The sequence below is a fragment of the Lachnospiraceae bacterium genome, from assembly GCA_022794035.1.
GTDB lineage: Bacteria > Bacillota > Clostridia > Lachnospirales > Bianqueaceae > CALWPV01.
Window position 1 is genome coordinate 1 of the sequence record JAAWDX010000008.1, and the last position, 14207, is coordinate 14207.

Genomic DNA, 14207 nt, shown 5'->3' on the forward strand with positions numbered 1-14207 from the left:
AGCCACCCTCAACCGCTTAATCAAAGAAATCGTCGTGCATGAGCGCATTGACGAAAATAAAACAAGACACATTTCTATCGAAATTCATTTTAATCTCAAACCCATCCCGGAGGTGGAACAGGTCACTGCCTGACCTGTCCCGCCGGGACGGTTCTCTTAACAACACCATATAGAGTTTTTGTACGCCGCCGCCCGCCATCGAGCAGAGTTTTTACACCTAATTGGGGATAAAACAGTACATGCCCTGCGGCGCATCCTGAATGTAAGCCCCTGTCGGCACCTGCCTTATAATATGATACACATTCAGATAATCAGGCGCCGGCGATACGAGCCCAATCATGGCCATGGGCCAAAAAATGGCGTTGAGCGTCTGATTCTCCGAAACCAAAAACGCAATCAGCGGGATCACTCCCAAAATCATCGGAAGCAGCGCCATGGCAATAAATCGCTTTTTGGAGATAGGCTCCTTGCACTTCATGTAGAACATGAACTGACTCGGTATGAAGCCAATATAGGCCGTCGCTTCCTTCGGCTGCAAAACGGCATGCAGCAGCTCATGGAGCAGGCAGCAGGCAATTCCCAGGAGAATTCCCAGCGGAATCATCGGGCGAATCATCGGGAAGTCCTGCATCATCTCTTTTTTTACAAAAAGAAGCGCAAGACAGAGCAGCATACAGGGCAGTGCGAAAACCAGGGATGTCCACATATAATGCTCCGAAACCCTAAGCTCTTTGGCACCCTGCGGCCTTTCCTTCACTTCTAAAAGTACGGGATCATCCGCTTTCGTAATTCCTTTAAAAACAATTTTCGGCACTGCTTGATTCCCCTTTTCTTTGCGTTTTCTGTAGCATACCGAAAATTCTCCAGACCGTCAATCTTTTTTTACTATATTTTGCTTCATGGGCTCTCCTTCCTTTTTGAGAAACCGCACCCTAATCGTTGTGCCCTTCCCCGGGCGGCTGCAAAGGTCAATTTCCGCCCCATGCAGCCGCGCCGCATGCTTGACGATCGAAAGCCCCAGTCCCGTTCCGCCGATCTCCTTAGAATGGCTCTTGTCCACGCGGTAAAACCGCTCAAAAACCCGTTCCTGGTGCTCCGGCGGGATTCCTATCCCACTGTCTGAAACTGAAAGCACAGTAAAGTCCTTTTCTTTCCTTAACTGAATGACAGCAAAGCCTCCCGGATGATTATATTTAATCGCATTATCACAGAGATTATACAAAATCTCCTGCAAGAGCTGCCGTATACCATATACCGCTGCCGGCGCTGCTTCAAGGCTCAGCGTTACCTTTCTCTTTTTTGCTTCTTCTTCCAAGGAGCTTATGGTCTGCTTTGCTAATGCTGCAAGATCGACCATCTCCCATTTCATATCCTCCGCGCCTTCATCCAGATGCGATAGTTTAATAATATCTTCCACCAGCTGAATCATGCGCTGCGATTCCGTATAGATCCTGCGGGCAAAGGCGGCCGTATCCTCCTGCCTTACCAGGCCGCCCATCATCAGCTCTGCACTGCCCAAAATCGTATGCAGCGGCGTTTTAAGCTCATGCGAGACATTTGCTGTAAATTCTCTGCGCAGCTGCTCGGCCTTCTCCTTTTCCGTAATATCCAAAAGCAGCAAGACAATGCCGGACAGCGTATCTCTCAGGATAACCGGACTGGCGCCCACCTGATACCTGCCTTTTCCAAGATCCATCACGGTTTCTGCATACTCACCCTTTTTAGCCTTATCGATCAGCATTTCAAGCTCTTCATTCTGGCTAACCGTCAAAAGATTTCTGCCTACATTAAGCGTATCGATGCCAAACAAATCTGCTGCTGCCTGATTGATACTGAGTATGGTTCCGCTCTGGCTCATCAAAATGAGCCCCTCCTTCATAGAAGAGATCAGCACATCCAGCTCATTTTTTTTCTGAATCAGCTCCTGCTTTTGCCGTCTGATTTCCTTCTGCTGCAGATCAATGCGTCCAAGAAGCGGCGACAGCTCGTCATAGCCTTCATTTTCCATAGGCCTTTCCAGATTGATTTCGTTAAAAGGCTTTACCAGCTTTTTAGCTAACCGGGCAGCCAAAATCATCGACACGGCAACAGCCGCCACAAAAATGATGCAGATGGGCTGCAGCATGCCAATCGTGAGAACCAGCAGCGTATTTTGCACCGCCGACAACCGAATCACTGTGCCGTCCGTCAGCCGCTTGGCGCAGTAAAAATAACGCTCTGTCAATGTAGAAGAATACCGCGAGCTGCTTCCGTGTCCGTCTGTCAAGGCTTCCTTTACTTCCTCCCGCTCAAGATGGTTTTCCATCTCCCCAGCCTTAGAAATACTGTCATACAAAACGCTGCCTTCTGCGCCGATCCACGTAATCCGGCAGTCCTTCACGCTGAGCCCCTCTAAATAGGCAGCCCCCTCGTGCTCTACTCCCTGCGCGGCCAGCTCCGTCTGAATCTGCAGCTGGTCCTGCTGCACACCAGAATAGTAATCATAAAGAATCGTCATAAAAAGCAAAAAGGAGGCCAGAAAAACACCTATGGCCACCACAAAAATCGTACGAAATATTCGCTTCGTCATGCCTTCGCCTCCATACGGTAGCCTACGCCGCGAACGGTTTCTATATAGGCTCCCAATTCTCCCAGCTTTGTCCGCAGCGTACCGATATGCACATCCACCGTTCTGGTTTCTCCTGTATAGTCAGGGGCCCAAATCCGGTCCAAAAGCTGATCCCGGGTAAACACCTTTCCCGGGTTTTCCATAAATAGCTGCAGCAGTTCGTATTCCTTCAGCGTAAGGGTGATGCGCTTTCCATATATAAATACCGTGTGATCTGCTGTATTCATCTGTATCTGGCCAGCACAGAGCAGCCCTCTACTGCCGGTCTGCCGCATCCTGCGCAGCAGCGCCTTTACCCGGGAAACCATCTCCAGCATGCCAAAGGGCTTTGCCAGATAATCATCTGCGCCAAGATCCAGTGCAAACACCGTATCATATTCCGTTCCCTTTGCCGTCGCCATGATCACCGGGATATATGCCGTTTCTATATGGCTCCTCAGTTTTCTTAAAATGGTAATGCCATCCTCGCCCGGCAGCATAATATCCAGCATAACCAGCTCCGGCTTTTCTTCCTTCATCGCCTCAAAAAATGCGGCGCCGTCGGCAAAGCCTTTTGCCTCCAGTCCGGCCGAGCTCAGCGCATAAATCATCAGCTCACGAATCGCGGTATCATCCTCTACACAAAATATCATACATGCCACATCCTTTCTCACAGCCTGTATTTTATCATATATTCCTCAAATTTGCTTTGAAATTCTACCGGATCTTTCCGAAAATCCCGCAGCGACTCATGGATATTCATATTATTTTGCGCTATGTCCATAATACAGCCTGCAATATTAGAACAATGATCTGCCGTTCGCTCCAGATTGGTAAGGATGTCCGACCAGACAAACCCTGCCCCGATCGAGCACCGTCCCTCCTGCAGCCGTTTTATATGACTGCTTCTCAGCTTTTCTTTTAACCGGTCGATCACCTGCTCCAGCGGCTCTACCTTGGCCGCTGTTTTTAAATCATTTTCTAAAAAGGCCGTGAGCGAAAGATCCAAAATTTCCTGCACCGCTGAAGCCATCACATGATACTGCTCTGCTGCCTCCGCCGTCAGACGCATCTCCTTATTTTTAAGCTCCTCTGCCGACTCTAAAAGATTCACGCCATGGTCTGCAATCCGCTCAAAATCTCCGATAATTTTCAGCAGCTTTGCCGCCTGGCGGCTATCGCTTTCACTAATGCGCCGCGTACTCAGGTGCACTAAATACGTGCCTAATATATCTTCATAATGATCTGTCAGGTCTTCCCTTTTGCGGATCGATTCTGCTAAGCCTTCTGCATCATTCTCTAACGATGCAAGCCCTTCCTTCAGTGCGGCTGCCGCCGTTTCTGCCAGCTTTGCAGCGACCTCCTGCCCGCGTTCCAACGCAATAGACGGCGTAGCAAAAAGCCTCTCGTCCAGCTCCTCTTTAGCCTCCGCCCCCTGCTGCGGATTGTCAGGAAGCAGAAATTTCACCAGCCTTTCCAAAACTCCCGTCATTGGCAGAAGCAGCAGTGTACATAAGAGGTTAAAAATCGAATGAGATACAGCAATCCCCAGCAGCGATGCCGGCGCTTCCAGCAGTGCCGGTGAAAGGACTCCTTTTATAAGCCAAAACACCGTTAGCCATACCGCCGTGCCTATCATGTTAAATAATAGATGCACCATGGCCGCTCGTTTTGCATTTTTATTGGCGCCTACAGAGGAAATCATCGCTGTAACGCAGGTGCCGATATTTTGGCCCATAATAATCGGAATGGCCGCTCCATACGATACCTGCCCCGTGATCGCCAGCGCCTGCAAAATGCCTACAGAGGCGGAGCTTGACTGAATCACGGCCGTTAAAACCGCTCCGGCAAGCACACCCAAAATGGGGTTTTGAAATAAAATAAACAGGTTTTGAAATGCCGGCAGGCTGCTAAGCCCTGCCACAGCCCCCGACATCGTCTCCATGCCAAACATCAGCGTCGCAAAGCCAAGCAGGATCAGCCCCGTATCCTTCTTCTTGGAGCTTTTGCAAAACATATAGCATATGATCCCTATGAGGGCCAGCACCGGCGTAAAGGAAGAAGGCTTCAGCAGCTTCACGAAAACATTGCTGCTCTCAATGCCAGCTAGGCTGAGTACCCATGCCGTTACCGTCGTGCCGATATTAGCCCCCATGATGACATTGATGGCCTGCTTCAGCGTCATGAGACCGGAATTAACAAATCCCACCACCATGACCGTTGTGGCCGATGAGCTCTGAATCACTGCTGTCACACCCAGCCCTGTCAAAAGCCCTGCCACCCTGCCGGTGGTAAGCCGCCCAATCAGAGCCCGAAGCCGGCCGCCGGCTCTGCGCTCCAGCGACTGCCCCATAATATTCATACCAAATAAAAACAGACTTAACCCGCCCAGCAGCGACAATACCTGAAAGATATCCATAGATTTTGCTCCTTTGCCCTCACACCTGATTTTTACCCATTCAAAATACCAAATCTACATCAAATCTGTTATCAGGTTTCTGTAAAATCTATGTAAAGTCTGCCCTTAAAGCTCTATTTCAATACCTTCCTCTGCGTAATACTGCGCCTGTGCCATCCACAGCGCATGATATTTCCCCTTCTCGTTTCCTACCAGCCGGTCATGACTGCCGGATTCTACAATGCTCCCCCTGTCAAACACCGCAATCTGATCGCAAAAGCGGCAGGAGGACAGACGATGACTGATATAAATAGCTGTATGATCCCCTACAATCTCATTGAATCTGGTATAAATTTCCGACTCTGCCACCGGATCCAGCGCCGCCGTGGGCTCATCTAAAATAATAAACGGTGCCTCTTTATACAGCGCACGTGCCAGCGCAATCTTCTGCGCCTCGCCGCCTGACACATCCACGCCTGCCGCATCCGTTTCCTTATAAAGGCAGGTATCCAGCCCCTGCGGAAGCTCCTGAAGTCGCTCACCAAATCCTGCACGCACCAAACAGTCCTCTGCACGCACGCGGTCCACAGCGCAGCCAGAAGCCACATTTTCACCCACCGGCAGTGCGAACAGCTTAAAATCCTGAAACACAACCGAAAAGAGATTCATATACTCTGCATAATTATACTTATCAATCCGGATTCCATTGAGCAAAATCTCGCCCTCCGTAGGATCATACAGCCGGCACAGCAGCTTAATAAACGTCGTCTTCCCGCTGCCATTTTCCCCCACAACAGCCAGCCTCTCCCCCACATGGAACTTAAAGGAAACATGCCGCAGCGCCCATGTCTTGCTGCCCGGATAGCAAAATCCCACATCGCGAAACTCAATCTCATATTTTTGATCCATCCGCTTTTCCACACTCAGCGACCCCTTGTACATTCCATTCGGGATATCCAAAAACTCAAACAGCTGCTTCAAAAACGGCGCATTGTTGCGCATATCCTCTATCTGGCCAACCATTTGCGAAAGCCCTTTCGCCAGTGTTGTGGCCGCTGCAATATACTGCGTCACCGCGCCAGCGCCAAAAGCTCCCGCCCATGCCTTGGCGCAAACATACAGATACAGAATTCCGGTGCACAGTACCGACAGCATCCCCGAAGCGGCCATATAAAAACCGCCTGTTTTCTTTGCATACTGCGCAAACAAGCCTTGCGAACCAAAAGCTCCTGTTTTTACACCCTTTTGTATATATTCCTCGCACATCCGATCCTGCCGGTAGATCCGTATATCCATCGCCTTTTCCCGATCATAAGGAAGAGCGCTATAAAAACTAAACAACAGGTTCCCCAGCACATGATCATTCACATGTTCTACCCAAAAATAGTCTGCCTTCGCAGCCAGCCTCGGACCAATATAAATAATCAGCAGCAAAACCGTTAAAAGCCCCAGCAAAAAAAGCGGATGGTTCAAGATGACAAGCCCACCTGCTGTCTCCGGGATCGGGCTGGTGAACAAGCTAGCCGTTAATAAAACCGCTCCCAAAACCGTGCAAAACGCTTCTAAAACGCTCTCTATATTCCCGGCTGCGTGATAGATCCCCCAAGACGCACTCCTTGCAGCTTGTTCGATTTTCGTTATCCGTTCCTTCGTTTCTGCTTTGTCAAGCTCCATATAATCCATCCGCAGCAGCTTTTCATCCAAAATGCTGCCCAATTTCATAAAACGAGATTGCTTCTCTGCTTCATGGTAACGGAGCAAAACGCTGCGAACTGCTCCAAGCAGCAGCGTGACCGCCAATAGGATACAGACCATATGCCTTAAAACCTCTGGTCTGCATGCTCCGGCTAATTCTCCGATGATCTGTGCCGACAAGTAAATCTCTATATATGGCATCAGCGCTTTAACAAATACAGAGCTTATGCTCAGCAGCATCATTTTAGGAAACCGTTTACATAAAAATTTGAATCCGCGAAAATTTACCCTAAAGGATTCTCTCCATGAGAATTTTTTCTCCTGCTCACTCATTCTTTTCTCCCCCCTTACTTGTAATATTCGCTTTGCACATTAAATAACGCTGCATACATACCGTCCTGTGCTAGCAGCTGCGCATGTGTGCCTTCTTCCCTAATCTTTCCATCCTGCAGCAGAATAATACGATCGCAAAACCTTGTTGAGGCCAGGCGATGTGAAATATAGACCGATGATTTGCCAAGCGTCATTTCATGATATCTCTGATAGATATCTTCCTCTGCCAGCGGATCAAGCGCCGCTGTGGGTTCATCTAAAATGATCATGGGCGCATCCTTATACAGGGCTCTTGCCAGCATAAGTCTCTGCATCTCTCCGCCCGAGAGCATGATTGCATCCTGATAAACGCTTTTTTCTAAAAATGTCTGATATCCTTCCGGAAGGCTCTCCACCTTTTCTGTTAAGCCTGCGCTGGCAATACTGCGCTGCACCCGCTCCATATCCATTTCCAATTTGCTTTGCGTCACATTTTCTGCAATGGTAGCGGCCAGCACAGAAAACTGCTGAAATACGGCGGAAAACATTTGATAGTAATCCCGCCTGTTCAGTAAGCGGATATCCTTTCCATTCAGCAGCACCCGGCCCTCTGTCGGATCTAAAAAGCCGCATAAAATCTTAACCAGCGTTGTTTTTCCGGCGCCGTTAAGTCCCACGATCGCCAGCTTTTCTCCCGGGCTCAGTGTTAAATTGATATGGGAAAGCGTATCCTTTTCAGCTCCCGGATAGCGAAAAGACACATCCTCCAAACAAATTTCATAGGCTTTTTCTGGCTCTATGATCAGATGTTCCCCCTCTTCTAGTAAAAATGGCTCTGGATACTCCTGCAGCTCTCTTACACTGCAGATTTCTAAGCTCTGCTGATGCAGCGTGCTCATACTCTCTAAAATGCCGGAAACCCATGTACTAAAGCCTTGTACCGCCGTAAAATACAGTAAAAATTCCGCCGGGGAAATTGCTTTATTGAGTACAAGACCAATTAAATATAAATACGCAAGTCCATTTCTTAAGAGGACCATCAAAAGATCCGTAATATTGCCAATCAGATACACAGCAGCTAGCTTTTGATAATAGGCATCATAAGCGTTCATTGCCTTATCACGAACCTCTTCCAGCCAAGATCTAAGTCCAAAAATCCGAATATCTTTAGCGCTTGCCGTATCGCCGGCTGTTTCCTTGATGTACCAAAGCTTTTTTGAATGCTTTGCTATCTCCTCACGATGATGATAATGATATTCATTTACATAGTGATTTACAAAATATCCAATCCCTGCTGTCAAAATAATCACAGCAACTAAAAATAGATTCACCTGTGACAGGAATAGCAAATAAATGATAAATCCGAGAACATTCTGCAGCAGCTTCGTAAGGGTTGTCCAGATTGCTTCTGTGGGTGCCTGATTGGATTCCATTGCTTTATTGGATCTCTCCTCCAGCACTTTAAATTCTGGAGTTCCCAGGTTTGGATAAGAGGTTTTTGTCCTTTTGGCCAGTACTTTGCCAATCAAAATAGTCCGCAGCGTAATCCGTGGATAGAGTATCGTCGCATTGATATACTGCTGCCCAGCATGAAGCAGCATCAGAAGCACTACAAACAGGCCGATGATGCCCAGCAATGCGGCAAAGGATGCCCTTGTCTGCACCGCATGTAAAATAGCAGGGGTTACCAGTAAATTGACCAGTCCCAGTCCCACTGCAATGACGGCCTCGATGATGCCAACTCCTATCACGCTTTTCTCATTTTGCCAGGCTAAACGGATCATATACAGGCTGTTTTGCCACATCGTATAGCTTGGCCTTGCCTTTTTAACTGCCATAAAATACGCCCCCTCATCGTAAAATTTCCTTTGATAGGCCTATTTTACAACAAGAGAGCGTGTTTATACAGTATCTGGGGATGAAATATATCTTTCGGGGGATAAACTTTCTTTACTGTGGCAACAAAATTTCAGTCGTAAAGGCTCCGTCCTCACTGGCCCGCATCAGATAGCCATGATATTTGCGTACAATATCATCCACCCGAATCAGGCCAAAGCCATGTCCTTCTCCTTTAGTCGTACGAAAACGGCCGTTTTCTTTTCTTCTTTTAACAGAGGCCGTCAAATTGGTAAAGCACATATACAGCTGCGTATTTTTCATGTCCATATATACGCGGATCATTCTCTTTTCCTCCGGCAGCTGCAGACTCGCTTCAATTGCATTATCAAACAGATTGCCAATCATAATGCACAGGTCTACCTCCGATGTGGTAAGCGCCAGCGGGATATGTGCATCGACGATGACCTCGATCTGCTTCGATCTGGCAAGCGAAATTTTGCTGTTTAAAATGGCATCGGTCATGGCATTTCCCGTTTTGATCACGGTCTTGACCTGGTCCAGATTTTCGCCCAGCTCCGCCAGATACTGCTGCAGAGCCGGTAAGTTCCCAGAGTCTGCATAGCTTTTCAGCACCTGAATGTGATTTTTATAGTCATGCCGCCAGCCGCGTATCTCCTGATACATGGTTTCCACTTCCTGATAATGTGTTTCCATCAGGCTTCTTTGATAGGTACTCAACCGTTTATGCACAATTTTTGACAGTAATCCCATTGCTTTTCCTCAAAAATAATCGATCATGGCACGGTTCAAGGCCTCATAGTACGCCTTGGAAAGCGGAATCCGGCTCCCGTCGCTGAGCAGTACCTCGCGCCTATCGATCTGCCGTATATATTTCAAATTCACAATAAAGGAACGGCTTGTCCTAAAAAAGCTGCTGCTCAGCTGCTCCTCCAGCTCCGACAGCGTTTTTTTAACGGTCCATTCCCGGTCCGCATGCACCGTGACATAATTCTTCTGTACTTCTAAATACCGGATTTCATAATAGGGCAGACGCACTGTGCCCTCCGCCGTACTCAAAATGAGTCCCTTTTCCTCCTGCTGCAGCTTCCACACCGCCCGACTGAGCACCTCAAACAGTTTTTTCTGATCCACCGGCTTTAACAGATAATGCAGCGCCTCCACTTCATAGCCATCAGCGATATAATCTGTATATCCAGTGATAAAAACAATCTGTATGCCCCGGTTATCCTTACGGATACGGCGTGCCAGCGCCACACCGTCCATTTCTGGCATCTCAATATCCAACAGCAGGATCTGACAGGAACGATCCTCTTCATAATGAAATAAAAATGCTTCTGCCGAGGTATATACCTCGATTTCTACCGGCTCCTTTAGCACGCTGCGCGTCCACTGAATCACCAGCTCCTGCACATAGGCACCGGCGGCTGCTACATCATCACATATGGCAATCTTGTACATACTGCCCTCAGCTCTGCACCGTTTCTAAAATCACACGCAGCACCTCGGCCGTTCCGTTTTTAGCAGCCTTTCCGCCCATGGCGGCCTGATACTCTGCGCGGTGCGCCTGCACATAAGAGAGCGCCTGCTGCAGACTTTCTATGGTGAGCTCCTCCTGCGGCAGCACGTAGCTAAAGCCCTTTTCTTTGAAATGCTCTGCGTTTAAGATCTGATCGCCGCGGCTGACCGTAAGGGGCAGCGGCACCAGAATGTTGGGCAGCTTTAAAAGCAAAAGCTCGTTGATGGAGTTGGCTCCGGCGCGGCTGAGCACGACATCGGTCATGGCGTACAGGTCCGGCAGCTCGTCCTTGGCGTAGGCCAGCGCAAAGTAGCCGTCTGCTTCTTGGACCTCGAAGCCGCTCTGCTCGCCGCCGTACAGATGCACAATCTGGTAGCTCTGCAGCAGCTCCTGCAGATGATCATGCACCACATCGTTGAGTGCGCCGGCCCCCTGACTGCCGCCGATGACCAGCAGCACAGGATTCCCCTGCGGGTTCAGACCGGTAAGCGCAAAGCCCCGCTCGCGGCTTCCGTTTGCGAGCGCCGAGCGGATCGGCGTGCCGGTGAACACGGTTTTGCCCTCCGGCAGATGCTTCATTGTTTCTTCAAAGGTGGTGCAGATCCGGTTGGCAAACGGTGCACACAGCTTGTTGGCCAGTCCGGGCGTCAGGTCAGACTCATGCAGAATTACCTTGGTATGCGTGAGCCTTCCGGCTACAGCAGCCGGGAGGCTGGCAAAGCCACCCTTGCAGAAAATAAGCGCCGGGCGCCGTTTGCGGATGATGCGAATGGCCTGCACAATGCCCTTGATCACTCGAAACGGCGTACGCAGCGTGTCCGGATTCAGGCTGCGGTGCAGCCGCCCGGACGCCACCTGATGAAAGGGAAGACCGGCCGCCACCGCCAGCTGATACTCAATTTCATTTTTCTGGCCCAGATACTCCACCTGATAGCCCGCCTTCTGCAGCGGCTCTGCCAGCGCCAGATTCGGATTGACATGGCCGGCCGTTCCGCCGCCGGTCATAAAAATCAGCTTTTGATCTCTCTTTTTCTTCATTCTACATAACCATTCGGGTTCTGTGACTGCCAGCGCCACGAATCCGCACACATATCCTCAATGCTGTACTGCGCCTTCCAGCCAAGCTCCCGCTCCGCCTTAGAGGCGTCACCGTAACAGAAGGCAATATCACCAGCCCGGCGCCCCACCACCTGATAGGGCAGCTCCTTGCCGCAGGCCTTCTCATAGGCATGAATCACATCAAACACGCTGTAGCCCTTGCCGGTGCCCAAATTGTACACTTCAACTCCCGGCCTTTCCTCCAGCTTCTCCAGCGCTTTCAAATGGCCCCTTGCCAGATCCAGCACATGAATATAATCGCGTACGCCCGTGCCGTCCGGCGTATCATAATCGTCGCCATACACCTGCACATAGGGCCGAATGCCTACAGCCACCTGTGCCACATAGGGCACCAAATTATTCGGAATGCCCTGCGGGTCCTCGCCGATCAGGCCGCTCTTGTGCGCACCGATCGGATTAAAATAACGCAGCAGAATGATATTCCACTCCGGATCCGCCGTATGCACGCCCTTCAAAATCTCTTCGATCATCCATTTTGTCCAGCCGTACGGATTCGTCGCCGGCTGCTTGGGCATCTCCTCCGTAATCGGCATCACCTTCTGCTCGCCGTACACGGTGGCAGAGGAGCTAAAAATCAGGTTCTTCACGCCGTGCGTGCGCATGGCATTGCACAGGTTAATTGTGCCTGTGATGTTATTCTGATAATACTCCAGCGGCTTTGCCACCGATTCGCCCACCGCCTTCAGTCCAGCAAAATGAATTACGCTCTCGATCTTCTCCTCGTCAAAAATAGCGTTTAGCGCCGCTTCATCCAGAAGATCCGCCTGATAAAACTTCACGCTGCGGCCCGTGATCTTCTCCACACGCTCCAGCGCCTTTTCGCTGGAATTATACAGGTTATCCACCACTGCCACATCGTATCCGGCATTCAAAAGCTCTACACAGGTATGGCTGCCGATATATCCGGCTCCTCCGGTCACTAAAATCATCTGCCTGCTCCTCCTTTAAAAATATTTCATCATTGTTTGGATCATATGCATAGCCCGCGCAGCGGCAAAATTGACGAACTCCTCATACTGCATGGGCGCTTCATCGCTCGCTCCGTCACTGATGGCTCTGATGATCACAAAAGGCACTTTATTTAATGTGCAGGTCTGCGCTACCGCTCCGCCCTCCATCTCGGTGCAATCGCCTGCAAATTGCTGCACAAGCCATTTCTTTTTATCCGGATCTGCTACAAACTGATCTCCCGTCACAATGCAGCCGCAGTGCGCCGGAATGGCCAGCTCCTCTGCTGCCCGCTGCGCTGCCTGAATGAGCTTCTCATCCGCCTGAAAATAGATTTGATCAGGCCCCGACACAAAACCGGGTGCGTCCCCAAAGAAGGTCGTATCAAAATCATGCTGCGCGGCTGCCTGTGAGATCACGATATCGCCGACATGCAGCGCTTCATTCAGCGCGCCGGCTACCCCCACATTGATGATTACCTGCGGATGGAAGCGCTCGATGAGAAGCTGCGTGCACACGGCCGCATTCACCTTGCCAATGCCGGCCTGCACGCCCACAACCTCACGGCCGTCCAGGCTTCCCTTTAAAAATGTCATTCCGCATGCTTCCAGACAAACCGCTGCATGCGCTAAGCTTTTTCCCAGCGCCTCATATTCTTCCTCGGTCGCCGTGATAATTCCTATCATCTCGTTCCTCCCGTCCTTATTCCAGCGGCGCTGTGCGGCTGCGCATGTACTCATCCAGCCACTCCTGACTGGCAATTTCATGTATGCAGCGGCCGCCTTGCTGTTTGGTTAGATAGACCTGAGGCTTCTCTTTTTCTGTCACAACCGCAAAGGAAAAACCGCTGATATTGGTGGCCACGCCCCAGCGCCCCTGCGCATCCAGAGCCACTACCGAAAGATCGCCTGCCTTGCCTCTGCGCTTTTTCAGCTTTTCATCCAGTCTGGCAACGGCTCTCTCGCAGGCCTCCTGCGGATGCAGGCCTTCTTCCATCAGCCGCACAATCTCATAAGAGATGCAGCCCTTCATCAGATCCTCTCCTAGGCCTGTCGCGCTTGCGCCCCCGACCTGACTGTCCACATAAAAGCCGCTGCCGCTGATCGGCGAATCGCCTACTCGTCCGGCGCGCTTCATAAAAAGTCCACTGGTGGAAGTGGCGGCCGTCATCTTGCCGTTTTGATCCAAGCAGACCATCCCCACTGTATCATGACCGCTGTAGGGCTTAATTTCCTGCTCTCTGTTTTCCTGTACACGTCTATTATAATAAATTCTGGCCCGGTCCGTCAGCATATTCTTTCGTTCAAACCCTTCCTTATGGGCAAACTTTTCTGCTCCTGCCGCCACCAGAACGTTGTTGACTTTTTCATAACTGAGCCTTCTTGCGATGGAAATCGGATTGGCATAATCCTTGATTGCTGCCACCGCTCCAATATCCAATGTATCGCCGTCCATATAAGCGCTGTCCAGCTCTACCTGCATCTCTTCATTAGGCAGACCGCCGTAGCCTACTGATTTATAAAAAGGAAAGTCCTCTACGGCCCGAATGGCCGTTTCAATGGCATCTCCTGCATTTTTTCCGTTTTCTAAAAGCTCTGCGCCTGCGGTGATCCCCTCCAGGGCCATCCGCCAGGTTGCAATCATTCCCCACATAGTAATTCTCCATTTCCGAAGCGCTTTAACGCTAGTGAAACATAAGGGAGACTCTCGCAAAGAGTCTCCCTTATCATCTAAGCGAAGCTTAGCGTTCTTTTATTCTAGTATTTCCGTTT

The 14207-nt window shown here is 50.1% G+C and carries 13 protein-coding genes; 1 reads left to right on the forward strand and 12 read right to left on the reverse strand.

Features of this window, described 5'->3' with window-relative positions; translation table 11 throughout:
• Nucleotides 1-133: DUF4368 domain-containing protein (locus HFE64_07515; GenBank protein MCI8633308.1), on the forward strand; the 133-nt coding region annotated here is incomplete at its 5' end.
• 84 nt (nt 134-217) lie between these two features.
• Here HFE64_07515 and HFE64_07520 read toward each other — a convergent pair.
• From HFE64_07520 to HFE64_07575, 12 genes are all read right to left on the reverse strand, one after another.
• A complete protein-coding gene (locus tag HFE64_07520; protein MCI8633309.1) occupies nt 218-814 on the reverse strand; it encodes a hypothetical protein in 597 nt (198 codons plus the stop codon).
• 57 nt (nt 815-871) lie between these two features.
• The gene (locus tag HFE64_07525) at nt 872-2569 is read right to left on the reverse strand and encodes a PAS domain S-box protein (GenBank protein ID MCI8633310.1); all 1698 of its coding nucleotides are present in this window, start codon (nt 2567-2569) and stop codon (nt 872-874) included.
• A complete protein-coding gene (locus tag HFE64_07530) occupies nt 2566-3240 on the reverse strand; it encodes a response regulator transcription factor (GenBank protein MCI8633311.1) in 675 nt (224 codons plus the stop codon). The genes HFE64_07525 and HFE64_07530 overlap by 4 nt, the downstream gene beginning before the upstream one ends.
• Before the next feature lie 17 nt (nt 3241-3257).
• Nucleotides 3258-5006 (reverse strand): Na/Pi cotransporter family protein, encoded by a 1749-nt coding sequence (locus tag HFE64_07535; protein ID MCI8633312.1) that lies wholly within the window; start codon nt 5004-5006, stop codon nt 3258-3260.
• Between the two features lie 105 nt (nt 5007-5111).
• Entirely contained in the window at nt 5112-7013 is a 1902-nt protein-coding gene (locus HFE64_07540) for an ABC transporter ATP-binding protein (protein MCI8633313.1), read from the reverse strand.
• A 14-nt stretch (nt 7014-7027) separates the two neighbouring features.
• Nucleotides 7028-8830: an ABC transporter ATP-binding protein gene (locus HFE64_07545; GenBank protein MCI8633314.1), complete on the reverse strand. Its 1803-nt coding sequence runs from the start codon at nt 8828-8830 to the stop codon at nt 7028-7030.
• A gap of 112 nt (nt 8831-8942) precedes the next feature.
• Entirely contained in the window at nt 8943-9602 is a 660-nt protein-coding gene (locus HFE64_07550; GenBank protein MCI8633315.1) for a GHKL domain-containing protein, read from the reverse strand.
• A 9-nt stretch (nt 9603-9611) separates the two neighbouring features.
• Nucleotides 9612-10310, reverse strand: a complete 699-nt coding sequence (locus tag HFE64_07555) for a response regulator transcription factor (protein MCI8633316.1) — start codon at nt 10308-10310, stop codon at nt 9612-9614.
• A 7-nt stretch (nt 10311-10317) separates the two neighbouring features.
• A complete protein-coding gene (locus HFE64_07560; GenBank protein ID MCI8633317.1) occupies nt 10318-11406 on the reverse strand; it encodes an undecaprenyldiphospho-muramoylpentapeptide beta-N-acetylglucosaminyltransferase in 1089 nt (362 codons plus the stop codon).
• On the reverse strand, nt 11403-12416 hold the full coding sequence (galE, locus tag HFE64_07565; protein ID MCI8633318.1) for a UDP-glucose 4-epimerase GalE: 1014 nt from the start codon (nt 12414-12416) through the stop codon (nt 11403-11405). Before galE ends, HFE64_07560 begins: the two co-directional genes overlap by 4 nt.
• Before the next feature lie 15 nt (nt 12417-12431).
• A complete protein-coding gene (locus HFE64_07570) occupies nt 12432-13175 on the reverse strand; it encodes a 5'-methylthioadenosine/adenosylhomocysteine nucleosidase (protein MCI8633319.1) in 744 nt (247 codons plus the stop codon).
• Nucleotides 13138-14088: a N(4)-(beta-N-acetylglucosaminyl)-L-asparaginase gene (locus HFE64_07575; protein ID MCI8633320.1), complete on the reverse strand. Its 951-nt coding sequence runs from the start codon at nt 14086-14088 to the stop codon at nt 13138-13140. Before HFE64_07575 ends, HFE64_07570 begins: the two co-directional genes overlap by 38 nt.
• Nucleotides 14089-14207: the final 119 nt, after the last annotated feature.

Bases quoted from the DNA above. Each gene is read 5' to 3' on its own strand.
- HFE64_07555 (MCI8633316.1), bottom strand. From the start codon at position 10,310: ATGTACAAGATTGCCATATGTGATGATGTAGCAGCCGCCGGTGCCTAT.
- HFE64_07535 (MCI8633312.1), bottom strand. From the start codon at position 5,006: ATGGATATCTTTCAGGTATTGTCGCTGCTGGGCGGGTTAAGTCTGTTT.
- HFE64_07525 (MCI8633310.1), bottom strand. From the start codon at position 2,569: ATGACGAAGCGAATATTTCGTACGATTTTTGTGGTGGCCATAGGTGTT.
- HFE64_07530 (MCI8633311.1), bottom strand. From the start codon at position 3,240: ATGATATTTTGTGTAGAGGATGATACCGCGATTCGTGAGCTGATGATT.
- HFE64_07575 (MCI8633320.1), bottom strand. From the start codon at position 14,088: ATGTGGGGAATGATTGCAACCTGGCGGATGGCCCTGGAGGGGATCACC.
- HFE64_07560 (MCI8633317.1), bottom strand. From the start codon at position 11,406: ATGAAGAAAAAGAGAGATCAAAAGCTGATTTTTATGACCGGCGGCGGA.
- HFE64_07570 (MCI8633319.1), bottom strand. From the start codon at position 13,175: ATGAGTACATGCGCAGCCGCACAGCGCCGCTGGAATAAGGACGGGAGG.
- galE (MCI8633318.1), bottom strand. From the start codon at position 12,416: ATGATTTTAGTGACCGGAGGAGCCGGATATATCGGCAGCCATACCTGT.
- HFE64_07550 (MCI8633315.1), bottom strand. From the start codon at position 9,602: ATGGGATTACTGTCAAAAATTGTGCATAAACGGTTGAGTACCTATCAA.
- HFE64_07540 (MCI8633313.1), bottom strand. From the start codon at position 7,013: ATGAGTGAGCAGGAGAAAAAATTCTCATGGAGAGAATCCTTTAGGGTA.
- HFE64_07545 (MCI8633314.1), bottom strand. From the start codon at position 8,830: ATGGCAGTTAAAAAGGCAAGGCCAAGCTATACGATGTGGCAAAACAGC.